The organism is Streptomyces sp. JH14 (assembly GCF_029428675.1).
Taxonomy (GTDB): Bacteria; Actinomycetota; Actinomycetes; order Streptomycetales; family Streptomycetaceae; genus Streptomyces.
This window is the reverse complement of record NZ_JAJNEL010000001.1, coordinates 796,885-820,403: the sequence shown is the minus strand read 5'-3', so window position 1 is coordinate 820,403 and position 23,519 is coordinate 796,885. Positions and strand designations below refer to the sequence as shown.

Below are 23,519 nucleotides of genomic sequence, written 5' to 3'. Positions count from 1 at the left end.
CGACGAACGTGCGGGCTCGTCGTCGGGCGAGCCCGGGTCTGTGTTCGTCGTCCTGCGGGGACCCCCCTGCACGGCCCCGGACCGGGCCGTCGCGCGTCAGCGGCCCGGTGGGCCTTCATGTCCGACCACCGGGTCGCAGGCGCGAGTGATACATGGTGGGGCCGTGCAGGGGAGTCCCCGCAGGGGCTGGCGCACGTGCCGGGCTCGTCCGCGTTGCGGGCTTCCGCGCCAGTCCTGAGGAGACGCCCCGGAGGGGGCCCGCCCACCCCACCACCGGCCAGAGGCGACGGCACCCCCCGCGGCCCGGGGTGACACAACCAAGCCCGTCCGGCGATTGAGGACGGACCCCCCGCCCCGGAAGCGCGCAGCAAAAACGCCGGGTTGCCCGGGGCCCGAATGGGGACCCGGGCAACCCGGCGTTACGTTTCTTCGGGGCTTCAGACCCGCATGTCAGCCCTCGTCGTGGGCGACCGCGCGGCGCGCGTCCGCGTCGAGGACGCCCCAGCTGATCAGCTGCTCCGTGAGCACGGACGGCGACTGGTCGTAGATCACGGCCAGCGTGCGCAGGTCGTCCTGGCGGATCGAGAGCACCTTGCCGTTGTAGTCGCCGCGCTGGCTCTGGATGGTCGCCGCGTAGCGCTGCAGCGGTCCGGCCTTCTCCGGCGGCACATGGGCGAGGCGCTCCAGGTCCAGGACAAGCTTCGGCGGCGGCTCGGCGGCGCCGCCGGGCGTCGTACCGGGCAGAAGCTCCTGCACCGGGACACCGTAGAAGTCCGCCAGCTCGGCGAGACGCTGCACGGTCACGGCACGGTCGCCGCGCTCGTACGAACCGACCACGACGGCCTTCCAGCGGCCCTGGGACTTCTCCTCCACGCCGTGGAGGGAGAGGCCCTGCTGGGTGCGGATGGCGCGGAGCTTGGCCCCGAGCTGTTTTGCGTATTCGCTGGACATAAGGCTCCCCGGACGAAGTCTGGTAACTCACTGTGAGGTTACGCAGCGTTACTTGGATGCGTCAAGCCGAATGGTCCGGACCGGCACCTCCCGGGGGGTGTGACCAGAGCTCTGGGTGAACCCTGGTAACGTTGATGACGCAATTTTCGACGTCCTTTAAGGTCCGTCCAGTGAGGCGGAGAAGGAGGTCCGTTTCTTATGGACGCACAGCACGAAGCCACCGGCAATGCGGCACGCCCCGTTCTGGAGGCTCCCGACATCGCCCGAGCACTGACTCGGATCGCCCACGAAATCGTCGAACGCGCCAAGGGCGCCGACGACGTGGTGCTGCTCGGAATCCCGACGCGAGGTGTTTTCCTCGCCGGCCGGCTCGCCGACAAGCTCGAGGAGATCACCGGCCGGAAGATGCCGGTCGGCTCGCTCGACATCACCATGTACCGCGATGACCTGCGGCTGCGCCCGGCGCGCGCCCTGGCCCGCACCGAGATCCCCGGCGAGGGCATCGAGGGCCGGCTGGTCGTCCTGGTCGACGACGTGCTCTTCTCCGGCCGCACGATCCGCGCCGCGCTCGACGCGCTCGGCGACATCGGCCGGCCCCGTGCGGTGCAGCTCGCGGTCCTCGTCGACCGCGGTCACCGCGAACTTCCGATCCGTGCCGACTACGTCGGCAAGAACCTCCCCACGTCGCTGCGGGAGACGGTCAAGGTCCAGCTCGCCGAGGAGGACGGCCGCGACGCCGTGCTGCTCGGTGTCCAGCAGACCGCCCCGGCAGGCGCGCAGTAGCCGTATTCACCCGTACGGCGCACATCGTGCCGTACGGCCGCTTCCGCACGCCCGCATGCCTGATCCCTCCAGTCACCCGGAGAACACCCAGATGAAGCGCCACCTCATCTCGGCCGCCGACCTCACCCGCGACGACGCCGTGCTGATCCTCGACACCGCCGAGGAGATGGCCCGCGTCGCGGACCGGCCGATCAAGAAACTCCCGACCCTGCGCGGCCGTACCGTCGTCAACCTCTTCTTCGAGGATTCGACGCGTACCCGGATCTCCTTCGAGGCCGCCGCCAAGCGCCTCTCCGCCGATGTCATCAACTTCTCCGCGAAGGGCTCGTCCGTCTCCAAGGGCGAGTCGCTCAAGGACACCGCGCTGACCCTGGAGGCGATGGGCGCGGACGCCGTCGTCATCCGGCACGGCGCCTCCGGCGCCCCGTACCGCCTCGCCACCTCCGGCTGGATCGAAGGCGCGGTCGTCAACGCCGGTGACGGCACCCACGAGCACCCGACCCAGGCCCTCCTGGACGCCTTCACCATGCGCCGCAGGCTGGTCGGGGCCGATGCCGGGCTCGGCCGTGACCTGGAAGGACGCCGGATCACGATCGTCGGCGACATCCTGCACAGCCGGGTCGCCCGCTCCAACGTCCACCTGCTGCACACCCTCGGCGCCCACGTCACTCTGGTGGCCCCGCCGACCCTCGTCCCGGTCGGTGTCGAGCAGTGGCCGTGCGACGTCAGCTACAGCCTTGACGACGTGCTGGCGAAGTCCGACGCGGTGATGATGCTGCGTGTGCAGCGCGAACGGATGAACGCCGCGTACTTCCCGACCGAGCGCGAGTACTCCCGCCGCTACGGTCTGGACGGTGAGCGCATGGCGAAGATGCCCGAGCACGCCATCGTCATGCACCCCGGCCCGATGGTCCGCGGCATGGAGATCACCGCCGAGGTCGCCGACTCCGACCGCTGCACGGTCGTCGAGCAGGTCGCGAACGGCGTCTCGATCCGCATGGCTGTCCTGTATCTGCTGCTGGGCGGCTCCGAGCCCGCCACCCCCTCCCGTACCGAGGAGAACAAGTAACCATGAGCAAGATCCTTATCCGCGGCGCGAAGGTCCTCGGTGGCGAGCCCCAGGACGTCCTGATCGACGGCGAGACCATTGCGCAGGTCGGCACCGGTATCGACGCCGGTGACGCCATGGTGGTCGAGGCCGAGGGGCAGATCCTGCTGCCCGGCCTGGTCGACCTCCACACCCACCTGCGCGAGCCCGGCCGCGAGGACTCCGAGACCGTCCTCACCGGCACCAAGGCCGCGGCTGTCGGCGGCTTCACCGCCGTGCACGCCATGGCCAACACCTTCCCGGTCGCCGACACCGCCGGCGTCGTCGAGCAGGTGTGGCGGCTCGGCAAGGAGTCCGGCTACTGCGACGTGCAGCCGATCGGCGCCGTCACCGTCGGCCTGGAGGGCAAGCACCTCGCCGAACTGGGCGCGATGCACGATTCGGCCGCTGGAGTGAAGGTCTTCTCCGACGACGGCAAGTGCGTCGACGACGCCGTGATCATGCGACGCGCGCTGGAGTACGTGAAGGCGTTCGACGGCGTGGTCGCCCAGCACGCCCAGGAGCCCCGCCTCACCGAGGGCGCCCAGATGAACGAGGGCATCGTCTCCGCCGAGCTCGGCCTCGGCGGCTGGCCCGCCGTGGCGGAGGAGTCGATCATCGCCCGCGATGTCCTGCTCGCCGCCCACGTCGACTCCCGGGTGCACATCTGCCACCTGTCGACCGCCGGCTCCGTCGAGATCGTCCGCTGGGCCAAGTCCAAGGGCTGGAACGTCACCGCCGAGGTCACCCCGCACCACCTGCTCCTCACCGACGAGCTCGTACGGTCGTACAACCCGGTCTACAAGGTGAACCCGCCGCTGCGCACCGAGACCGACGTGCTGGCCCTGCGCGAGGCGCTCGCCGACGGCACGATCGACTGCGTCGCCACCGACCACGCCCCGCACCCGCACGAGGACAAGGACTGCGAGTGGGCCGCGGCCGCCATGGGCATGGTGGGCCTGGAGACCGCGCTCTCCGTCGTCCAGCAGACGATGGTCGAGACCGGTCTGCTCGACTGGGCGGGCGTAGCCGACCGGATGTCGTTCCGTCCGGCCGCCATCGGCCGGCTCGACGGACACGGCCGTCCCGTCGCGGCCGGTGAGCCTGCCAACCTCACGCTGGTCGATCCGGCATACCGTGGAGTCGTGGACCCCGCGGGCTTCGCCTCCCGCAGCCGCAACACCCCGTACGAGGGGCGCGAGCTGCCGGGTCGCGTCACCCACACCTTCCTGCGGGGCCGTGCCACGGTCGTCGACGGGAAGCTCGCGTGACATCACTCACCCCCTTGTACCAGCTGGCCGCCGAACAGAAGTCGGCGGACGTGACCGACTGGTCCGCCCGCATCAGCTGGGTGATCGGCCTGATCGTCTTCATCGCCTTCGTCTACTGGCTGATGCGCCAGGGATGGAAGTGGCGGGGGAGCCTGCAGTCCGATCTGCCGGAGCTCGCCTCCACGCCGGAGGGGTACGCGGCCGGCCGGCCGCTGCTGACCATGACCGGCCGTTACCACGCCTCGACGACCGCCGGGCAGTGGCTCGACCGGATCGTCGCCCACGGGCTCGGCACCCGCAGCAGGGTCGAACTGACCCTCACCGAGCAGGGCCTCGACGTCGTACGGCCCGGGGCAGCCGACTTCTTCGTCCCGGCCGCCGCGCTGCGTGACGCCCGGCTCGACATGGGCATCGCGGGCAAGGTCCTGCCCGAGGGCGGCCTGCTGATCATCACCTGGGCGCACGGCGACAAGCTGATCGATTCCGGCTTCCGCTCCGACCACGCGGCCGAACACCCGGCCTGGGTCGACGCCGTCCACCACCTCACCAACAGCACTACGGAAGGCATCGCACGATGACGACCTCCACTCGGGGAGCCGCCAAAGCTCCCGCCGTACTCGTCCTGGAGGACGGCCGCGCCTTCCGCGGCCGCGCCTACGGGGCGGTGGGGGAGACCTTCGGCGAGGCGGTGTTCTCCACCGGCATGACCGGCTACCAGGAGACGCTGACCGACCCGTCGTACCACCGCCAGGTCGTCGTGATGACCGCCCCGCACGTCGGCAACACCGGTGTGAACGACGAGGACCCCGAGTCGCAGCGGATCTGGGTCGCGGGCTACGTCGTCCGGGACCCCGCCCGGGTGCCCTCCAACTGGCGCGCGCAGCGCTCGCTGGACGAGGAGCTCGAGCGTCAGGGCGTCGTCGGCATCAGCGGCATCGACACCCGCGCCCTCACCCGCCACCTGCGCGAGCGCGGCGCCATGCGCGTCGGCATCTTCTCCGGCGACGTCGTCGCCGACGAGGCCACGCTGCTGGCCCGCGTCAAGGAAGCCCCCGAGATGGTGGGCGCCGACCTCTCCGCCGAGGTCGCGACCAAGGAGACGTACGTCGTCCCCGCCATCGGCACGAAGAAGTTCACCGTCGCCGCGATCGACCTCGGCATCAAGGGCATGACCCCGCACCGGATGGCCGAGCGCGGCATCGAGGTGCACGTCCTGCCCGCCACCGCGACCCTCGACGAGGTGTACGCGGTCGAGCCCGACGGAGTCTTCTTCTCCAACGGACCCGGCGACCCGGCCACCGCCGATCACCCGGTCTCCGTCATGCAGGGCGTCCTGGAGCGGAAGACCCCGCTCTTCGGTATCTGCTTCGGCAACCAGATCCTGGGCCGCGCCCTGGGCTTCGGCACCTACAAGCTGAAGTACGGCCACCGCGGCATCAACCAGCCGGTGCAGGACCGCACGACCGGCAAGGTCGAGGTCACCGCGCACAACCACGGCTTCGCCGTCGACGCCCCGCTGGACAAGGTCTCGGACACCGCGTTCGGCCGCGCCGAGGTCTCCCACGTGTGCCTGAACGACCAGGTCGTCGAAGGGCTGCAGCTCCTCGACCAGCCGGCGTTCAGCGTTCAGTACCACCCCGAGGCAGCGGCCGGCCCGCACGACGCCGCGTACCTGTTCGACCGTTTCGTTTCCCTGATGGAGGGCCAGCGTGCCTAAGCGCTCCGATATCCAGTCCGTCCTGGTCATCGGCTCCGGCCCGATCGTCATCGGACAGGCCGCCGAGTTCGACTACTCCGGCACCCAGGCCTGTCGCGTCCTCAAGGCCGAGGGCCTGCGCGTCATCCTGGTGAACTCCAACCCGGCGACGATCATGACCGACCCGGAGATCGCCGACGCCACGTACGTCGAGCCGATCACCCCCGAGTTCGTCGAGAAGATCATCGCCAAGGAGCGCCCCGACGCGCTGCTTCCGACGCTGGGCGGCCAGACCGCGCTCAACACCGCGATCTCCATGCACGAGAACGGTGTCCTCGAGAAGTACGGCGTCGAGCTCATCGGTGCCAACGTCGAGGCCATCAACAAGGGCGAGGACCGCGACCTCTTCAAGGGCGTCGTCGAGGCCGTCAAGGCCAAGATCGGCTACGGCGAGTCCGCCCGCTCGGTCATCTGCCACTCCATGGACGACGTGCTCAAGGGCGTGGACACGCTCGGCGGCTACCCCGTCGTCGTCCGCCCCTCCTTCACCATGGGCGGCGCCGGTTCCGGCTTCGCGCACGACGAGGAGGAGCTGCGCCGCATCGCCGGACAGGGCCTCACGCTCTCCCCGACCACCGAGGTGCTCCTGGAGGAGTCCATCCTCGGCTGGAAGGAGTACGAGCTGGAGCTGATGCGCGACAAGAACGACAACGTCGTGGTCGTCTGCTCCATCGAGAACTTCGACCCGATGGGCGTCCACACGGGTGACTCGATCACCGTCGCCCCGGCGATGACCCTCACCGACCGCGAGTACCAGCGGCTGCGCGACATCGGCATCGCGATCATCCGCGAGGTCGGCGTCGACACCGGCGGCTGCAACATCCAGTTCGCCATCGATCCGACCGACGGCCGCGTCATCGTGATCGAGATGAACCCGCGGGTCTCCCGCTCCTCGGCGCTGGCGTCCAAGGCCACCGGTTTCCCGATCGCCAAGATCGCCGCCAAGCTGGCCGTCGGCTACACGCTCGACGAGATCCCCAACGACATCACCGAGAAGACCCCGGCCTCCTTCGAGCCGACGCTCGACTACGTCGTGGTCAAGGCCCCCCGGTTCGCCTTCGAGAAGTTCCCGTCCGCCGACTCCACCCTCACCACCACCATGAAGTCGGTGGGCGAGGCCATGGCGATCGGCCGCAACTTCACCGAGGCGCTGCAGAAGGCGCTGCGCTCCTTGGAGAAGAAGGGCTCGCAGTTCACCTTCACCGGCGAGCCCGGCGACAAGGCCGAGCTGCTCGCCGAGGCGGTCCGGCCGACCGACGGCCGCATCAACACCGTCATGCAGGCGATCCGGGCCGGCGCCACCCAGGAAGAGGTCTTCGACGCCACGAAGATCGACCCCTGGTTCGTCGACCAGCTGTTCCTGATCAAGGAGATCGCCGACGAGCTGGCCGCCGCCGACAAGCTCGACCCCGAGCTGCTCGCCGAGGCCAAGCGGCACGGCTTCTCCGACGCCCAGATCGCCGAGATCCGCGATCTGCGCGAGGACGTCGTCCGCGAGGTGCGCCACGCGCTCGGCATCCGTCCGGTCTACAAGACGGTCGACACCTGCGCCGCCGAGTTCGCCGCGAACACGCCGTACTTCTACTCCTCGTACGACGAGGAGAGCGAGGTCGCGACCCGCACCAAGCCTGCGGTGATCATCCTCGGCTCGGGCCCCAACCGCATCGGCCAGGGCATCGAGTTCGACTACTCCTGCGTCCACGCCTCCTTCGCGCTGAGCGACGCCGGCTACGAGACCGTGATGGTCAACTGCAACCCGGAGACGGTCTCCACCGACTACGACACCTCCGACCGTCTGTACTTCGAGCCGCTGACGCTCGAGGACGTGCTGGAGATCGTGCACGCCGAGTCCCTCGCGGGCCCGATCGCCGGTGTCATCGTCCAGCTCGGCGGCCAGACCCCGCTGGGCCTGTCGCAGGCGCTCAAGGACAACGGTGTGCCGGTCGTCGGCACCTCCCCGGAGGCGATCCACGCCGCCGAGGACCGCGGCGCCTTCGGCCGCGTCCTGGCCGAGGCCGGCCTGCCGGCCCCGAAGCACGGCACCGCCACCACCTTCGCCGAGGCCAAGGCCATCGCCGACGAGATCGGCTACCCCGTCCTGGTACGCCCCTCGTACGTGCTCGGCGGCCGCGGCATGGAGATCGTGTACGACGAGGTGCGCCTCTCCTCGTACATCGCCGAGTCCACCGAGATCAGCCCCACCCGGCCGGTCCTGGTCGACCGCTTCCTCGACGACGCGATCGAGATCGATGTCGACGCGCTCTACGACGGCACCGAGCTCTACCTCGGCGGTGTCATGGAGCACATCGAGGAGGCCGGCATCCACTCCGGCGACTCCGCCTGTGCGCTGCCCCCGATCACCCTCGGCGGCTACGACATCAAGCGGCTTCGGGCCTCCACCGAGGGCATCGCCAGGGGCGTCGGCGTCCGCGGGCTGATCAACATCCAGTTCGCGCTCTCCGGCGACATCCTGTACGTGCTGGAGGCCAACCCGCGCGCCTCGCGCACCGTCCCCTTCACCTCGAAGGCGACCGCGGTCCCGCTCGCCAAGGCCGCCGCCCGCATCTCGCTGGGCGCGACCATCGCGGAACTGCGCGAGGAGGGGCTGCTGCCGAAGAACGGCGACGGCGGCACCCTGCCGCTCGACGCGCCGATCTCCGTCAAGGAGGCCGTCATGCCGTGGTCGCGGTTCCGCGACATCCACGGCCGCGGCGTCGACACGGTCCTCGGCCCGGAGATGCGCTCCACCGGTGAGGTCATGGGCATCGACTCGGTCTTCGGCACGGCGTACGCCAAGTCGCAGGCCGGCGCGTACGGCCCGCTGCCCACCAAAGGCCGCGCCTTCATCTCCGTCGCCAACCGCGACAAGCGCTCGATGATCTTCCCCGCGCGCGAGCTCGTCGCCCATGGCTTCGAACTGCTGGCCACCTCCGGCACCGCCGAGGTGCTCAAGCGCAACGGCATCCACGCCACGGTCGTGCGCAAGCAGTCCGAGGGCGTCGGCCCGCAGGGTGAGAAGACCATCGTCCAGCTCATCCACGACGGCGAGGTCGACCTCATCGTCAACACGCCGTACGGCACGGGTGGCCGCCTCGACGGCTACGAGATCCGTACCGCGGCCGTCGCCCGGTCCGTGCCCTGCCTCACGACGGTTCAGGCGCTCGCCGCCGCCGTCCAGGGCATCGACGCACTCAACCACGGAGACGTCGGCGTACGTTCCCTCCAGGAACACGCGGAACATCTGACCGCGGCGCGCGACTAGCAGGCCCAGCAGGGGGACACCGGAAACGGTGTCCCCCTCTCTGTGAGGACACCGAGGACACCCCGATGTACAAGTTCTTCTTCCAGCTGGTCTTCAAGCGGATGGACCCGGAGCAGGCCCACTACCTGGCCTTCCGGTGGATCCGCCTCGCGGCCCGCATCCCCGTGCTGCGCACGTTCGTCGCGGCGGCGCTCGCCCCCCGCTACCAGGAGCTGCGCACCGAGGCACTCGGCCTGCGCATGCACGGCCCGTTCGGCCTCGCCGCGGGCTTCGACAAGAACGCCGTCGCGATCGACGGCATGTCCATGCTCGGCTTCGACCACATCGAGATCGGTACGGTCACCGGCGAACCCCAGCCCGGCAACCCCAAGAAGCGGCTCTTCCGCCTCGTGGCGGACCGCGCGCTGATCAACCGCATGGGGTTCAACAACGAGGGCTCCGCGGCCGTCGCCGAGCGCCTGGCCGCCCGCAAGCCGGTCTTCCGGACGACGGTCGGCGTCAACATCGGCAAGACCAAGGTCGTGCCGGAGGCCGAAGCCGTCGGCGACTACGTCAAGTCCACCGAGCGGCTCGCCCGCCACGCCGACTACCTCGTCGTCAACGTCTCCTCGCCCAACACGCCCGGCCTGCGCAACCTCCAGGCCACCGAGGCCCTGCGCCCGCTGCTCACCGCCGTGCGTGAGGCGGCCGACCGGACCGTCACCGACCGCCGGGTCCCGCTCCTCGTCAAGATCGCCCCCGATCTCGCGGACGAGGACGTCGACGCGGTGGCCGACCTCGCGGTCGAGCTGGGCCTGGACGGCATCATCGCCACCAACACCACCATCGCCCGCGACGGTCTCGGGCTGAAGTCCGCGCCGTCGCTGGTCAAGGAGACCGGGGGACTCTCCGGCGCGCCCCTGAAGGCGCGCTCCCTGGAGGTCCTGAGCCGTCTGTACGCCCGCGTGGGCGACCGCATCACCCTGGTGGGGGTCGGCGGCATCGAGACCGCCGAGGACGCCTGGCAGCGGATCCTCGCCGGCGCCACCCTCGTCCAGGGCTACAGCGCCTTCATCTACGAGGGCCCGTTCTACGCCCGCGCGATCCACAAGGGACTGGCCGCGCGCCTCGCCGCCTCCCCGTACGCCACCCTCGCCGAGGCCGTCGGCGCCGACACCCGGAAGGTCATGAAGTGACCCTTGAACCGTTCGGCGCGCGTCTGCGCCACGCCATGGACACCCGCGGGCCGCTCTGCGTCGGCATCGACCCGCATGCCTCGCTGCTCACCTCCTGGGGTCTCGACGACGACGTCGCGGGCCTGGAGCGGTTCACCCGTACCGTCGTCGAGGCGCTGGCCGACCGGGTCGCGGTCCTCAAGCCGCAGTCCGCGTTCTTCGAACGGTTCGGCTCGCGCGGCATCGCCGTTCTGGAGAAGGCCGTCCAGGAGGCGAGGGCGGCCGGCGCGCTGGTGCTGATGGACGCCAAGCGCGGGGACATCGGTTCCACCATGGGCGCCTACGCGGCGACCTATCTGGAGAAGGGCTCGCCGCTGTTCTCCGACGCGCTCACCGTCTCGCCGTACCTCGGCTTCGGATCGCTGCGCCCGGCGCTCGACGCGGCCGTCATCTCGGGTGCGGGCGTCTTCGTCCTCGGCCTCACCTCCAACCCGGAGGGCGCCGAGGTGCAGCGTGCCACCTCCGCCGACGGCCGCTCGCTGGCCCAGCTGATGCTCGACCACGTGGCGGCCGAGAACGAGGGCGCCGCACCGCTCGGCTCGGTCGGCGCGGTGATCGGCGCCACACTCGGCGACGCGGGCGTGAATCTGGCGGTCAACGGGCCGCTGCTGGCGCCCGGCATCGGCGCGCAGGGCGCCACCCCCGCCGATCTGCCGGGTGTCTTCGGCGCCGCGGTGGGCAATGTGCTGCCGAGCGTGAGCCGCGGCGTACTGCGCCACGGACCGGATGTGTCAGGGCTGCGCGAAGCCGCCGAGCGGCTCACGGACGAGGTCCGTACGGCCGTCTCGGAAAGCTGACCATGCCACGTAACCGCGTGTTGGTGGAATCCTGACCAAAAATCTCGGTTGTTATGCCTGAAATGTCCCAGTCGGGCAAGGCTGACCAGGACTTTTCGTTGGTTCTCGCTGACTCGGGCGGCCTTGGCCGCTAGTCTCCGTCGAGAGCCACGTGCACAGGTTGTTCGTTGCTCACCAGGTGAGGGGCGACCCACGTTCCTCGCCGGTCCGTATCCGACAGATCGACATCCGAGGTGACGTAGGCGTGGCTCTTCCGCCCCTTACCCCTGAACAGCGCGCAGCCGCGCTCGAAAAGGCCGCCGCGGCTCGCCGGGAGCGGGCCGAGGTCAAGAATCGACTCAAGCACTCCGGCGCCTCCCTCCATGAGGTCATCAAGCAGGGCCAGGAGAACGACGTCATCGGGAAGATGAAGGTCTCCGCCCTGCTCGAGTCCCTGCCGGGCGTGGGCAAGGTCCGCGCCAAGCAGATCATGGAGCGGCTCGGCATCTCCGAGAGCCGCCGGGTCCGGGGTCTCGGCTCCAACCAGATTGCTTCCCTGGAGCGAGAGTTCGGCGGCTCTCCCGCCTGACGTTCTTGGGCACCCCCGAGAACGGGGATAATCGCTCCATGGCTGCAACATCCCGGGGGACGTCCCCCGTACCCCCGGACGTACGTCCGCGGCTGACCGTGCTCTCCGGCCCCTCGGGGGTCGGCAAGAGCACGGTCGTCGCCCATATGCGCAAGGTCCACCCCGAGGTCTGGCTCTCGGTGTCGGCGACGACCCGCAAGCCGCGCCCCGGCGAACGCAACGGCGTCCACTACTTCTTCGTGGGCAACGACGAGTTCGACAAGCTGATCGCCAACGGCGAGCTGCTGGAGTGGGCCGAGTTCGCCGGCAACCGGTACGGCACGCCGCGCCGGGCCGTGCTCGAACGCCTGGAGGCGGGCGAGCCGGTCCTCCTGGAGATCGATCTCCAGGGAGCGCGGCTGGTCCGCCAGTCGATGTCCGACGCCCGGCTGGTCTTCCTCGCTCCGCCGAGCTGGGACGAGCTGGTGCGCCGGCTCACCGGCCGGGGGACCGAGGCGCCGGAGGTCATCGAGCGACGACTCGCGGCCGCCAAGATCGAACTCGCGGCCGAATCCGAGTTCGATACGACGCTGGTCAACACCTCCGTCGAGGACGTGGCGCGTGAGCTGCTAGCCTTGCTGCTTCAGGCTTCCGCCCGCCGTGAGAGCAGCGACTGACGCAGCCGACCCGGAGCAGCATCCCAGCGGAATCCGCACTGTCAAAGATCTCTTTGATTTTTACCCCCTTCGGAAGGCAGAGAGTGTCCTCTTCCATCACCACGCCCGAGGGCATCATCAACCCGCCGATTGATGAGCTCCTCGAGGCCACCGACTCGAAGTACAGCCTTGTGATCTACGCCGCCAAGCGTGCGCGTCAGATCAACGCGTACTACTCGCAGCTCGGCGAGGGCCTCCTCGAGTACGTCGGTCCGCTCGTCGACACCCACGTGCACGAGAAGCCGCTGTCGATCGCGCTCCGCGAGATCAACGCGGGCCTGCTGACCTCCGAGGCCATCGAGGGCCCCGCGCAGTAAGCAGGAACTGCACTTCACCACAGGCCCGGCGGTCACCACCGCCGGGCCTGTGGTGTGTCCGGGGCCACGGGAGCGGCCCTGACGCCGTGAGGCAGCATGGGGGTGTACGTATCCGAGTGCGGGGAGACGCAGTGGACAAGCCGAAGGTCGTTCTGGGTGTCAGCGGGGGCATCGCCGCCTACAAGGCGTGCGAACTGCTGCGGCGGCTGACCGAATCCGGTCATGACGTACGGGTCGTCCCGACCTCGTCCGCGCTCCACTTCGTGGGCGCCGCCACCTGGTCGGCGCTCTCCGGCCACCCCGTGTCGACCGAGGTCTGGAACGACGTCCACGAGGTGCCGCACGTGCGCATCGGCCAGGACGCCGACCTCGTCGTGGTCGCCCCCGCCACCGCCGACATGCTGGCCAAGGCCGCCCACGGCCTTGCCGATGACCTGCTCACCAATACGCTGCTCACCGCCCGCTGTCCGGTGGTCTTCGCGCCCGCCATGCACACCGAGATGTGGGAGCACCCCGCCACCCAGGAGAACGTCGCCACGCTGCGCCGCCGGGGCGCCGTCGTCATCGAGCCCGCCGTCGGCCGGCTCACCGGCGTCGACACCGGCAAGGGCCGGCTGCCCGATCCCGGTGAGATCTTCGAGGTCTGCCGCCGGGTGCTGGCCCGCGGACCCGTCGCACCCGATCTGGTGGGGCGGCATGTGGTGATCAGCGCAGGCGGCACCCGGGAGCCGCTTGACCCGGTCCGCTACCTCGGCAACCGCTCCTCGGGCAAGCAGGGGTACGCGCTCGCCCGCACCGCGGTCGCCCGCGGCGCCCGGGTCACGCTCGTCGAGGCCAACACCGGGCTGCCGGATCCGTCCGGCGCCGACGTCGTCCGGGTCGGCACCGCGGTGCAGCTGCGCGAAGCCGTGCTGAAGGCCGCGGCCGACGCCGATGTCGTGGTGATGGCGGCCGCGGTCGCCGACTTCCGCCCGGCCGAGTACGCCGAAGGGAAGATCAAGAAGAAGGACGGCCAGGAGCCCGCCCCGATCGTGCTCGTCCGCAATCCGGACATCCTTGCCGAGGTCTCCGCCGAGCGGGCCGCGCCGGACCAGATCGTCGTCGGCTTCGCCGCCGAGACGGACGACGTCCTCGCCAACGGCCGGGAGAAGCTCCGCCGCAAGGGCTGTGATCTTCTCGTCGTCAACGAGGTGGGGGAGCGCAAGACCTTCGGCTCGGAGGAGAACGAAGCGGTGGTGCTCGCGGCCGACGGCGGCGAGACCCCGGTGCCGTACGGCCCCAAGGAAGGGCTCGCCGACACGGTCTGGGACCTCGTGGTGGAACGTTTCGCGTAAATTTCATGTTTCACCCGTGAGGAGTCCAGAACCCGCCGAATGCGGGCACGCGGGGCGCCCCGAGGGAGTGAATTTCCTACCGTGACCAGCAGTGCCGCTGGTCACAGAACTCCCAAAGGGCGAGACACGTTGTCCGGCAACCGACAGCGACCGATAAACTGGGCCCCGGACCGTGCCGGGCGCAGCTCCCGGCCGTCCGCCAATGATCAGCCAGCAGCCGCTGCAACCCCAGGGAGCGATGTGTCCCGCCGTCTCTTCACCTCGGAATCCGTCACCGAGGGTCACCCCGACAAGATCGCTGACCAGATCAGCGACACCATTCTCGACGCCCTCCTGCGCGAGGACCCGACTTCGCGCGTCGCCGTCGAGACCTTGATCACCACCGGTCTGGTGCACGTCGCGGGTGAGGTCACGACCAAGGCCTACGCCGATATCCCGACGCTGGTACGCAACAAGATCCTGGAGATCGGCTACGACTCGTCCAAGAAGGGCTTCGACGGCGCCTCCTGCGGTGTCTCGGTGTCCATCGGCGCCCAGTCGCCCGACATCGCCCAGGGCGTCGACACCGCCTACGAGAAGCGGGTCGAGGGTGCCTCCCGGAGGGACGAGGAGGACGAGCTCGACAAGCAGGGCGCGGGCGACCAGGGCCTGATGTTCGGCTACGCCTGCGACGAGACCCCCGAGCTCATGCCGCTCCCGATCTACGTCGCGCACCGGCTCTCGCGCAGGCTGTCCGAGGTCCGCAAGAACGGGACCATCCCGTACCTGCGCCCCGACGGCAAGACCCAGGTCACCATCGAGTACGACGGCGACAAGGCCGTCCGCCTCGACACGGTCGTCGTCTCCTCGCAGCACGCCAGTGACATCGACCTGGACTCGCTGCTCGCCCCCGACATCCGCGAGTTCGTCGTCGAGCACGTCTTGGCGCAGCTGATCGAGGACGGCATCAAGCTGGACACCGACGGCTACCGGCTGCTGGTCAACCCGACCGGCCGTTTCGAGATCGGCGGCCCGATGGGCGACGCCGGTCTGACCGGCCGCAAGATCATCATCGACACCTACGGCGGCATGGCCCGCCACGGCGGTGGCGCCTTCTCGGGCAAGGACCCGTCGAAGGTGGACCGCTCGGCGGCGTACGCGATGCGCTGGGTCGCCAAGAACGTCGTCGCGGCGGGCCTCGCGGCCCGTTGCGAGGTCCAGGTCGCGTACGCGATCGGCAAGGCCGAGCCGGTGGGCCTGTTCGTCGAGACGTTCGGCACCGCCGCGGTCGAGACCGAGAAGATCGAGCACGCCATCGGCGAGGTCTTCGACCTGCGCCCGGCCGCGATCATCCGCGACCTCGACCTGCTGCGTCCGATCTACGCCCAGACCGCGGCGTACGGCCACTTCGGCCGCGAGCTTCCCGACTTCACCTGGGAGCGCACGGACCGCGTGGACGCACTGCGCACGGCGGCCGGTCTGTAGGCCTGTCGCTCTTCGCCCGTACGCCGGGGCCCGGACGCCGCACGCGGTGTCCGGGCCCCGGCGCGTGCGGCCCCGGCCCGGCACGGAAAGAGGCTCCCGGGCGTGACAGCGCAGTCGCGCCGTCCGCCCGGGCCGCTGTCAGTGCCGTCTGGTAGGAATTTGGCTGTGAGCAGCGACAACAAGCAGTCCGCGGAGCCCGAGGGCGGGGCGCCGGAGCAGCTTGCGCTCATTCGGGAGTCGGTGCGGAAGGCGAAGGTGCCGCGGGCCAAGCCGCGGACCTGGCGGGGAGCCGCGCTCGCCAAGGAACTGCCCGTCGCCCGGGTGCTGGTCAACAAGGGTGTGCTCCACCTCGACCAGTATTTCGACTACGCCGTGCCGGAGGAGCTCGACGCCGAGGCACAGCCCGGCGTGCGGGTGCGGGTGCGGTTCGGCGCCGGGGGGCGCAACGTCCGCGGAGGGCGGCGCGAGGGCGGTGGGCTGATCGACGGGTTCCTCGTCGAGCGGCGTGCCGAGTCGGACTACCCGGGGGCGCTCGCCGCGCTCGCCTATGTCGTCTCGCCCGAGCCGGTGCTCGGACCCGAGCTTCTCGCCCTGTCGCGGGCCGTGGCCGACCGGTATGCGGGCAGTCTCGCCGATGTGCTCCAGCTCGCCGTGCCGCCCCGGAACGGGCGGGCCGAGTCCAAGCCGTCGCCGGAGCCGCTGCCGCCGCCTCCGGCGCCGTCGACCGGGACCTGGGAGCGGTACGAGCAGGGGCCCGCGTTCCTGCGGGCGCTGGCCGAGGGCGGAGCGCCCCGGGCCGTGTGGACCGCACTGCCGGGCCCGCACTGGCCGCAGGAGATCGCCCGGGCCGTCGCCGCGACTCTGGCCTCGGGGCGGGGCGCACTCGTCGTCGTACCGGACGGGCGCAGCGCCGGGCGGGTCGACGCCGCGCTCACGGACGTGCTGGGGGCCGGCCGCCACGCGCTGCTGACCGCCGATTCGGGGCCCGAGAAGCGGTACCGGGAGTGGCTCGCCGTACGGCGCGGATCCGTGCGGGCGGTGGTCGGGACGCGGGCCGCGATGTTCGCACCGGTCGCGGATCTGGGCCTGGTCGCCGTGTGGGACGACGGCGACTCCAGCCACAGCGACGACAACGCCCCGTTCCCGCACGTCCGGGAGGTCCTGGAGCTGCGGGCCGCTCACGGCCGGTGCGCGTTCCTGCTCGGCGGGACGAACTGCACGGTGGAGGCGGCCCAGCTGGTGGAGAGCGGCTGGGCGCTGCCGCTGCGCGCGGATCGCGAACAGCTGCGGATCGCGGCCCCCCTGATCCGTACCGTCGGCGACGGCGAGCTGGCCCGGGACGGTGCGGCCCGGGCGGCGCGGCTGCCCAGCCTCGCCTGGCAGACCGTACGGGACGGGCTGCGCAGCGGACCGGTGCTCGTGCAGGTGCCGCGCCGTGGGTACGCACCGCGGCTGGCCTGCGAGCGCTGCCGCGAACCCGCCCGGTGCCGGCACTGCGCGGGCCCCTTGGAGGCGCCGGACCAGCAGGATCTCAACTGCGCCTGGTGCGGCCGGGCCGAGACCGCCTGGCACTGTGCGGCCTGTGGCGCGGGCCGGCTGCGGGCCCGGATCGTCGGCGCCCGCCGGACCGCCGAAGAGCTGGGGCGGGCGTTCCCCGCAGTGCCCGTGCGCACCTCAGGGCGCGACCACGTCCTGGAGTCCGTGCCGGACGTGCCCGCGCTGGTGGTCAGCACCCCCGGCGCCGAGCCCGTCGCCGAGGGCGGTTACGCGGCCGCACTGCTGCTGGACGGCTGGGCGATGCTCGGCCGCCCCGACCTGCGGGCCGGCGAGGAGGCGCTGCGCCGCTGGACGGCCGCCGCCTCGCTGGTACGGGGGCAGCCGGAGGGTGGCACGGTGGTCATCGTCGCCGAACCGACACTGCGGCCGGTCCAGGCGCTGGTGCGCTGGGACCCGGTCGGCCACGCCCGCCGGGAGCTGGCGGAGCGTGCGGAGCTGGGTTTCCCGCCGGTCTCCCGGATGGCCGCGATGACCGGTCCGCCGGAGGCGCTTGCCGCCTTCCTCGCCGCCGCCGAACTGCCACCGGAGGCCGAGGTGCTCGGACCCGTTCCGGTGCCCTCCGCCGAGCCGGGCCGGCCCCGAAGGCCCTGGGACGCGCCGGTGGGGGCGAGCTGGGAGCGGGTCCTGCTCCGGGTGCCGCCGGGCAGCGGCGCGGCGCTGGCCGCCGCGCTGAAGACGGCGCAGGCGGCGCGGATGGCCAGGGGGAACGGCGATCCGGTACGGATCAGGATCGATCCCCCGGACATCGGCTGACGCAGGGGAACAGCGGTCGGTGCCGCCGCGCCCGTACCGGTCCTGAAGGTGCTGGCCTGCCGCGCCCGAGCGGCAGGCCACATACGACTGCCCCTCCGTGCGCCCGGCACGGTGGGGCAGAGGGGGATCGGTCAGCCGTTGCGCGGCCCGGGGAAGGCCCCGGGGCGCAGGTCCTCGCGCAGGGACGGGCGGTCCGGTGAGGGCTGCGGAGGCATCGAGCGCGCTGCGGGTACGGCGGGCAGCACCGGGGCCGTGGCGGACCCGGGCGTCACGGGCAGCGGACGCCCCACCGCGGTCTCGGCGGACACGTCCGCCCCCGGCTGCGGGGTGGTGCGGCGGGCACCGTAGCGGCGGTGGACCGCCTGCTTGGTGACTCCGAGGGCGGAGCCCACGGCATCCCAGGAGAAGCCCAGTGAGCGGTCGAAGTCCACTGCCGCCGTCACAAGGGTCTCGACGCTGTCCCGCAGTTCCTGGGCCAGTCTGACGGTGGGGGCCGGGGCCCTGCCGTAGACGACGAAGCCCGTGGAGGGGCCGGAGCGGCGCGGACGGTAGACGTTGCCCAGCTGGGCCGTGAGCGTGCGCAGTGCGTCCACCTGCCGCCGGACCCGCTCGATGTCCCGCACCAACAGATGCAGGCTGGCCCGCGCTTGGGCGTCGTGGGTTGCGTGGTCGGCCATGAAGAAGCCTCTCGAACCGGCGTGGAAAGGGGCCGGGCCGCACCGTGGCGGCCCGCTACGGTCAATCTGTCTTGACCAACGCGTCACCGGGGGCTGTGGTCACGCTTCAGGGGCGTACGCGCATATGCGCGGGGCGTACGGCCATGCGTACGCCCCCGGGCAGTTGCCGCCTAGACTGGTGCGTTGCTCGTCACCGTAACGTTTCGGCCTGAGAGGCAGTCAGCCACCCATGAAGCTCGTCTTCGCAGGCACCCCCGAGGTAGCCGTACCCGCACTGGACGCCCTGATCTCCTCCGGCCGGCACGAGGTCGCCGCCGTCGTCACCCGCCCCGACGCACCGGCCGGGCGTGGCCGTCGGCTGGTCGCCAGCCCCGTCGCGGAGCGCGCCGAGGAGGCCGGGATCGAGGTGCTGAAACCCGCCCGGCCGCGCGACGAGGACTTCCTCGCACGGCTGCGGGAGATCGCCCCGGACTGCTGCCCGGTCGTCGCCTACGGGGCGCTGCTGCCCAAGACCGCCCTCGACATTCCCGCCCGGGGCTGGGTCAACCTCCACTTCTCGCTGCTCCCGGCCTGGCGCGGCGCGGCCCCCGTCCAGCACGCGGTGATGGCCGGCGACGAGGTCACCGGTGCCTCGACCTTCCTGATCGAGGAGGGGCTCGATTCCGGACCGGTGTACGGCGTCCTCACGGAAGAGGTGCGGCCCACGGACACCAGCGGGGACCTGCTCACCCGGCTCGCGTTCGCCGGCGCCGGGCTGCTCGCCGCGACCATGGACGGCATCGAGGACGGCACCCTGCACGCCGTGCCGCAGTCCGAGGACGGCGTCACCCTCGCCCCGAAGATCACCGTCGAGGACGCCCAGGTGCAGTGGTCGGCGCCCGCACTGCGGGTCGACCGGGTGGTACGCGGCTGCACCCCCGCTCCCGGAGCATGGACGCTCTTCCGGGGGGAGCGCCTCAAGCTGATCCAGGCCGTGCCCGTCCTGGACCGCGCCGATCTGGCGCCCGGCGAGCTCTCGGCCGGAAAGAACAATGTGTACGTCGGCACGGGATCGCACGCCGTCGAGCTGCTCTGGGTCCAGCCGCAGGGCAAGAAGCCGATGCGCGCCGCGGACTGGGCGCGCGGGGTGCGGATCGCTCCCGGGGAGCTGATCGGGGCCTGAGGGTTGTCCCGTGATCCCCGGCGGGCGCACGACGACAGCGGCGGCACCGCGCCGCGTCGCCGGAACGCCCGGACACGCGCCGTATGAGGACGCCACTCCGCCGTGCGGTGCACCACCGTCCGACACCACGCGCTGAGCCACCGGGGATGACGGGACAGGCCTCAGGGCCACTCGCCCCCGGGGGCACTTCCCGGGCCAGCGGTGGGGCTTGATCCGTGCGCGACGTTACGCTGGGAGAATTCGGCCCCTCACCCTCAGCGGAGCACCTTTCACGTGAACGACCAGCAGCGTCGCCGTCCCGCCAAGCCGCACCGCCGCCCCCAGAAGGACCCGGTCAGGTTCCTCGCCTTCGAGGCGCTCCGGGCGGTCGACGAGCGGGATGCGTATGCCAACCTCGTCCTGCCTCCCCTGCTGAAGAAGGCCCGGGCCAAGGGCGACTTCGATGCCAGGGACGCGGCGCTGGCGACGGAGCTGGTCTACGGGACGCTGCGGCGGCAGGGGACGTACGACGCGATCGTCGCGGCCTGCATCGACCGGCCGCTGCGCGAGGTCGACCCGCCGGTCCTCGACGTCCTGAACATGGGCGTGCACCAGCTGCTCGGCACCCGTATCCCCACCCACGCGGCGGTCTCCGCCAGCGTGGAGCTGGCCCGGGTGGTGCTCGGCGAGGGGCGGGCCAAGTTCGTCAACGCCGTCCTGCGGAAGGTCGCCGCGGACGACCTCGACGGCTGGGTGGCGCGCGTCGCCCCGTCGTACGACGAGGACGCCGAGGACCACCTTGCCGTCGTGCACTCGCATCCGCGGTGGATCGTCTCCGCCCTCTGGGACGCGCTGGGCAGTGGCCGTGCCGGGATCGAGGATCTGCTCGAGGCCGACAACGAACGGCCCGAGGTCACCCTCGTCGCCCGCCCCGGCCGCTCCACCACCGATGAGCTGCTCACGGCCCTGGGCGACGAGAACGGCCTGCCCGGCCGCTGGTCGCCTTATGCCGTACGGATGGCCGAGGGCGGCGAGCCCGGTGCCCTGAGCGCCGTGCAGGACGGCCGCGCGGGGGTCCAGGACGAGGGCAGCCAGCTGGTGGCCACCGCCCTCGCCAACGCGCCGGTCGACGGCAGCGACACCCGGTGGCTCGACGGCTGCGCCGGCCCCGGTGGCAAGGCCGCTCTCCTCGCCGCCCTCGCCGCCGAACGGGGTGCCGCGCTGCTCGCCGCCGAGAAGCAGCCGCACCGGGCCCGCCTCGTCGAGCGTGCGCTGGCGGGCAATCCGGGCCCGTACCAGGTCGTCACCGCCGACGGCACCCGCCCGCCGTGGCGGCCCGAGTCCTTCGACCGTGTCCTGATGGACGTGCCGTGCTCCGGCCTGGGCGCGCTGCGCCGCCGCCCGGAGTCCCGCTGGCGCCGCCGGGCGGAGGACCTGGAGAGTTTCGCGCCGCTGCAACGTGGTCTGCTGCGGGAGGCGTTGAAGGCCGTGCGGGTCGGCGGGATCGTCGGTTACGCGACGTGCTCGCCGCATCTCGCCGAGACCCGCGTGGTCGTCGAGGACGTGCTCAAGGGCCGCGGCGGTGAGCCGGTCGAGGCGGAGTGGGTGGACGCGCGCCCGCTGATGCCGGGCGTGCCCGCGCTGGGCGACGGGCCCGACGTCCAGCTGTGGCCGCATCTGCACGGTACGGACGCCATGTATCTGGCCCTGCTGCGACGTACCGCCTGAGACCGGGGCGACGGGCCTCGGCAGGTGCCCGGACGCAGGCCTGGCGGCATCGCGTGACGGAACCCCCGGCCGTGCGGTGGGCCCTGCGGAGCAGGGTCCGCCACCGCAGGGCCGGTGCGGCCCCGGAACGGCCCGGGCAGGTCGAAACGTCCGGATCACGCAGCCGCACCCCCTGGATTTCGCGAACTGTAATGATCCCGTGAGGCTTTGGCCCGCACGGGGGCGGGGAAGTGCCGCGGAACATGGCAGGCTTGGCACATGGCCCAGATCAACCCGAGCATCCTGTCCGCCGACTTCGCCCGCCTCGCCGAGGAGGCGAAGGCGGTCGAAGGCGCCGACTGGCTCCACGTCGATGTCATGGACAACCACTTTGTGCCCAATCTGACCCTCGGCGTGCCCATCGTGGAGTCGCTCAGCCGGGCCACGGACACCCCGCTGGACTGCCACCTGATGATCGAGGACCCGGACCGCTGGGCGCCGCAGTACGTCGAGGCGGGAGCCGGTTCGGTCACCTTCCACGCGGAGGCCGCGGCAGCGCCCGTACGGCTGGCGCGGGAGATCCGGGCCAAGGGCGCCCGCGCCTCCATGGCGCTCAAGCCCGCGACGCCCATCGAGCCGTACGAGGACCTGCTCCCCGAGCTCGACATGCTGCTGATCATGACGGTGGAGCCGGGCTTCGGCGGCCAGGCATTCCTGGACATCATGCTGCCGAAGATCCGCCGCACCCGGGAACTGATCTCCAAGCACGGTCTGGAGCTGTGGCTCCAGGTCGACGGCGGGATCTCCGAGTCCACCATCGAGCGGTGCGCCGAGGCCGGTGCGGATGTCTTCGTCGCCGGTTCGGCAGTCTACGGAGCCCAGGATCCGGCCGAGGCGGTACGCGCCCTGCGTGCCCAGGCGGACGGGACCATCGCCTCGGCGGCCTGGGCGTGCAACCACTGACGCCGCCTGCGGCGTCGGCAGTGACGGCTGAACCCGCTCCGGCCACCGGTTGCCGGTCGGTCCGGCCACGTGCAGATGAACGCGGTCCGACGGGACCGATCAAGGACCGCCGGATCTGACAGGATGAACGGCGTATCGAGCGTGTGAACAGCAGTGAGGAGATCGCGGTGTCTGCTATGTCAGCAGGACGGTCCGCCCTGCGGATGGGGCCCGCGGAGCTGGTGCAGGCGGCGGCCATGGCCCGCCGCTTCTACCTCGAGGGAAAGTCGAAGATCCAGATCGCCGAGGAGTTCGGCGTCAGCCGCTTCAAGGTGGCCCGGGTTCTGGAGACGGCGCTCGAGCGTGACCTCGTCCGGATCGAGATCCGGGTTCCCGCAGAGCTGGACGCGGAGCGTTCGGACGCGCTGCGGTCCCGCTACGGGCTGCGGCACGCGGTCGTCGTCGAGTCTCCCGCGGAGGAGCAGGACGACGCCGCCGACCCGGAGAACCTGGGCGAGGTCGCAGCCGAGCTTCTCGGTGAGCTGGTGAACGAGGGCGATGTGCTGGGCCTGGCCTGGGGCCGGTCCACCATCCACATGGCGGCGGCCCTCGACCGGCTGCCGCCGTGCACGGTCGTGCAGCTGACCGGCGTGTACGACGCGGGAACCGCCGAGCGCGGCTCGGTCGAAGCGGTCCGGCGGGCCGCGCAGGTGTCCGGCGGCGAGGCCCACCCGATCTATGCGCCGATGCTGCTGCCCGACCCGGCGACGGCCGCCGCGCTGCGCCACCAGACGGGCATCGCCCGTGCCTTCGAGTACTTCGACAAGGTGACGGTCGCCGCGGTTTCGATCGGCTCCTGGGAGCCGGGCATCTCCACCGTCCACGACATGCTCACCGACGAGGAGCGGGCGCACTACGCGTCGCTCGGCGTCGCCGCCGAGATGTCCGCGCACCTCTTCGACACGGAGGGGCGCCGGGTCGGCCGCGACCTCGGCGAGCGGTGCATCACCGTCGAGGCGGACCGTCTGCGGCGGATCCCCGAGGTGGTGGCGATCGCGGGCGGTCAGCGCAAGGCCGCGGCGATCGGGGCGGTCCTGCGGTCCGGTCTGGTCACCAGCCTGGTGACGGACACGGCCGCGGCCGACTATCTGCTCACGGAGTCCGCCGCTCCGAAGCGGCCGGCACTGGAGCGTGCCGACCCGGACGGGAACTGAGCCGGGGCGGGGCCGGACGGCATCCTGCA

20 protein-coding genes are annotated in these 23,519 nt (G+C 71.3%); 18 read left to right on the top strand and 2 right to left on the bottom strand.

Going from position 1 to position 23,519, the window contains the following annotated elements; genetic code table 11:
* Positions 1-450 precede the first annotated feature (450 nt).
* Positions 451-951, bottom strand: coding sequence for a transcriptional regulator BldD (bldD, locus tag LRD69_RS03680; RefSeq protein WP_014157378.1), 501 nt, complete (start codon positions 949-951; stop codon positions 451-453).
* A gap of 198 nt (positions 952-1,149) precedes the next feature.
* Between bldD and pyrR the strand changes: the two genes are divergently transcribed.
* The 14 genes from pyrR to LRD69_RS03610 all read left to right on the top strand — a co-directional run bounded on the left by pyrR (position 1,150) and on the right by LRD69_RS03610 (position 17,809).
* Positions 1,150-1,734, top strand: a complete 585-nt coding sequence (gene pyrR, locus LRD69_RS03675) for a bifunctional pyr operon transcriptional regulator/uracil phosphoribosyltransferase PyrR (protein ID WP_277325103.1) — start codon at positions 1,150-1,152, stop codon at positions 1,732-1,734.
* A 91-nt stretch (positions 1,735-1,825) separates the two neighbouring features.
* The gene (locus LRD69_RS03670) at positions 1,826-2,803 is read left to right on the top strand and encodes an aspartate carbamoyltransferase catalytic subunit (protein ID WP_277329611.1); all 978 of its coding nucleotides are present in this window, start codon (positions 1,826-1,828) and stop codon (positions 2,801-2,803) included.
* 2 nt (positions 2,804-2,805) lie between these two features.
* Complete coding sequence (locus tag LRD69_RS03665) at positions 2,806-4,092, top strand: dihydroorotase (RefSeq protein ID WP_277325102.1); 1,287 nt, start codon at positions 2,806-2,808, stop codon at positions 4,090-4,092.
* Positions 4,089-4,670 carry a hypothetical protein gene (locus LRD69_RS03660; RefSeq protein ID WP_277325101.1) on the top strand — a complete coding sequence of 194 codons (582 nt, stop codon included), beginning with the start codon at positions 4,089-4,091 and terminating at the stop codon, positions 4,668-4,670. The genes LRD69_RS03665 and LRD69_RS03660 overlap by 4 nt, the downstream gene beginning before the upstream one ends.
* The gene (carA, locus tag LRD69_RS03655) at positions 4,667-5,809 is read left to right on the top strand and encodes a glutamine-hydrolyzing carbamoyl-phosphate synthase small subunit (protein ID WP_277325100.1); all 1,143 of its coding nucleotides are present in this window, start codon (positions 4,667-4,669) and stop codon (positions 5,807-5,809) included. Before LRD69_RS03660 ends, carA begins: the two co-directional genes overlap by 4 nt.
* On the top strand, positions 5,802-9,110 hold the full coding sequence (gene carB, locus LRD69_RS03650) for a carbamoyl-phosphate synthase large subunit (protein ID WP_277325099.1): 3,309 nt from the start codon (positions 5,802-5,804) through the stop codon (positions 9,108-9,110). The genes carA and carB overlap by 8 nt, the downstream gene beginning before the upstream one ends.
* Positions 9,111-9,175: 65 nt before the next feature.
* A complete protein-coding gene (locus LRD69_RS03645; protein WP_277325098.1) occupies positions 9,176-10,285 on the top strand; it encodes a quinone-dependent dihydroorotate dehydrogenase in 1,110 nt (369 codons plus the stop codon).
* Positions 10,282-11,121, top strand: coding sequence for an orotidine-5'-phosphate decarboxylase (gene pyrF / locus LRD69_RS03640; protein WP_277325097.1), 840 nt, complete (start codon positions 10,282-10,284; stop codon positions 11,119-11,121). The genes LRD69_RS03645 and pyrF overlap by 4 nt, the downstream gene beginning before the upstream one ends.
* 244 nt (positions 11,122-11,365) lie before the next feature.
* Positions 11,366-11,689 (top strand): integration host factor, encoded by a 324-nt coding sequence (locus tag LRD69_RS03635; RefSeq protein WP_003970367.1) that lies wholly within the window; start codon positions 11,366-11,368, stop codon positions 11,687-11,689.
* 38 nt (positions 11,690-11,727) lie between these two features.
* Complete coding sequence (gmk, locus tag LRD69_RS03630) at positions 11,728-12,345, top strand: guanylate kinase (protein ID WP_277325096.1); 618 nt, start codon at positions 11,728-11,730, stop codon at positions 12,343-12,345.
* An 83-nt stretch (positions 12,346-12,428) separates the two neighbouring features.
* Positions 12,429-12,701 (top strand): DNA-directed RNA polymerase subunit omega, encoded by a 273-nt coding sequence (gene rpoZ, locus LRD69_RS03625; RefSeq protein WP_003970369.1) that lies wholly within the window; start codon positions 12,429-12,431, stop codon positions 12,699-12,701.
* 131 nt (positions 12,702-12,832) lie between these two features.
* Positions 12,833-14,035 (top strand): bifunctional phosphopantothenoylcysteine decarboxylase/phosphopantothenate--cysteine ligase CoaBC, encoded by a 1,203-nt coding sequence (coaBC, locus tag LRD69_RS03620; protein ID WP_277325095.1) that lies wholly within the window; start codon positions 12,833-12,835, stop codon positions 14,033-14,035.
* 240 nt (positions 14,036-14,275) lie between these two features.
* Positions 14,276-15,499 (top strand): methionine adenosyltransferase, encoded by a 1,224-nt coding sequence (gene metK / locus LRD69_RS03615; RefSeq protein ID WP_277325094.1) that lies wholly within the window; start codon positions 14,276-14,278, stop codon positions 15,497-15,499.
* A gap of 165 nt (positions 15,500-15,664) precedes the next feature.
* The gene (locus tag LRD69_RS03610) at positions 15,665-17,809 is read left to right on the top strand and encodes a primosomal protein N' (RefSeq protein WP_277325093.1); all 2,145 of its coding nucleotides are present in this window, start codon (positions 15,665-15,667) and stop codon (positions 17,807-17,809) included.
* A 131-nt stretch (positions 17,810-17,940) separates the two neighbouring features.
* Here the strand turns inward: LRD69_RS03610 and LRD69_RS03605 are convergent, their stop codons facing one another.
* Entirely contained in the window at positions 17,941-18,486 is a 546-nt protein-coding gene (locus tag LRD69_RS03605) for a hypothetical protein (protein ID WP_277325092.1), read from the bottom strand.
* Positions 18,487-18,715: 229 nt separating this feature from the next.
* Here LRD69_RS03605 and fmt point away from each other — a divergent pair, with 229 nt between their 5' ends.
* From fmt to LRD69_RS03585, 4 genes are all read left to right on the top strand, one after another.
* Complete coding sequence (gene fmt / locus LRD69_RS03600) at positions 18,716-19,648, top strand: methionyl-tRNA formyltransferase (RefSeq protein ID WP_277325091.1); 933 nt, start codon at positions 18,716-18,718, stop codon at positions 19,646-19,648.
* 273 nt (positions 19,649-19,921) lie between these two features.
* Positions 19,922-21,355: a transcription antitermination factor NusB gene (locus tag LRD69_RS03595; protein ID WP_277325090.1), complete on the top strand. Its 1,434-nt coding sequence runs from the start codon at positions 19,922-19,924 to the stop codon at positions 21,353-21,355.
* A 258-nt stretch (positions 21,356-21,613) separates the two neighbouring features.
* Entirely contained in the window at positions 21,614-22,297 is a 684-nt protein-coding gene (rpe, locus tag LRD69_RS03590) for a ribulose-phosphate 3-epimerase (RefSeq protein WP_277325089.1), read from the top strand.
* A 176-nt stretch (positions 22,298-22,473) separates the two neighbouring features.
* A complete protein-coding gene (locus LRD69_RS03585) occupies positions 22,474-23,490 on the top strand; it encodes a sugar-binding domain-containing protein (protein ID WP_277329610.1) in 1,017 nt (338 codons plus the stop codon).
* Positions 23,491-23,519 lie beyond the last annotated feature (29 nt).

Coding starts and splice junctions, on each gene's coding strand:
- bldD (WP_014157378.1), bottom strand. CDS start 951: ATGTCCAGCGAATACGCAAAACAGCTCGGGGCCAAGCTCCGCGCCATC.
- pyrR (WP_277325103.1), top strand. CDS start 1,150: ATGGACGCACAGCACGAAGCCACCGGCAATGCGGCACGCCCCGTTCTG.
- LRD69_RS03670 (WP_277329611.1), top strand. CDS start 1,826: ATGAAGCGCCACCTCATCTCGGCCGCCGACCTCACCCGCGACGACGCC.
- LRD69_RS03665 (WP_277325102.1), top strand. CDS start 2,806: ATGAGCAAGATCCTTATCCGCGGCGCGAAGGTCCTCGGTGGCGAGCCC.
- carA (WP_277325100.1), top strand. CDS start 4,667: ATGACGACCTCCACTCGGGGAGCCGCCAAAGCTCCCGCCGTACTCGTC.
- LRD69_RS03645 (WP_277325098.1), top strand. CDS start 9,176: ATGTACAAGTTCTTCTTCCAGCTGGTCTTCAAGCGGATGGACCCGGAG.
- gmk (WP_277325096.1), top strand. CDS start 11,728: ATGGCTGCAACATCCCGGGGGACGTCCCCCGTACCCCCGGACGTACGT.
- LRD69_RS03605 (WP_277325092.1), bottom strand. CDS start 18,486: ATGGCCGACCACGCAACCCACGACGCCCAAGCGCGGGCCAGCCTGCAT.
- fmt (WP_277325091.1), top strand. CDS start 18,716: ATGAAGCTCGTCTTCGCAGGCACCCCCGAGGTAGCCGTACCCGCACTG.
- rpe (WP_277325089.1), top strand. CDS start 21,614: ATGGCCCAGATCAACCCGAGCATCCTGTCCGCCGACTTCGCCCGCCTC.
- LRD69_RS03585 (WP_277329610.1), top strand. CDS start 22,474: ATGTCAGCAGGACGGTCCGCCCTGCGGATGGGGCCCGCGGAGCTGGTG.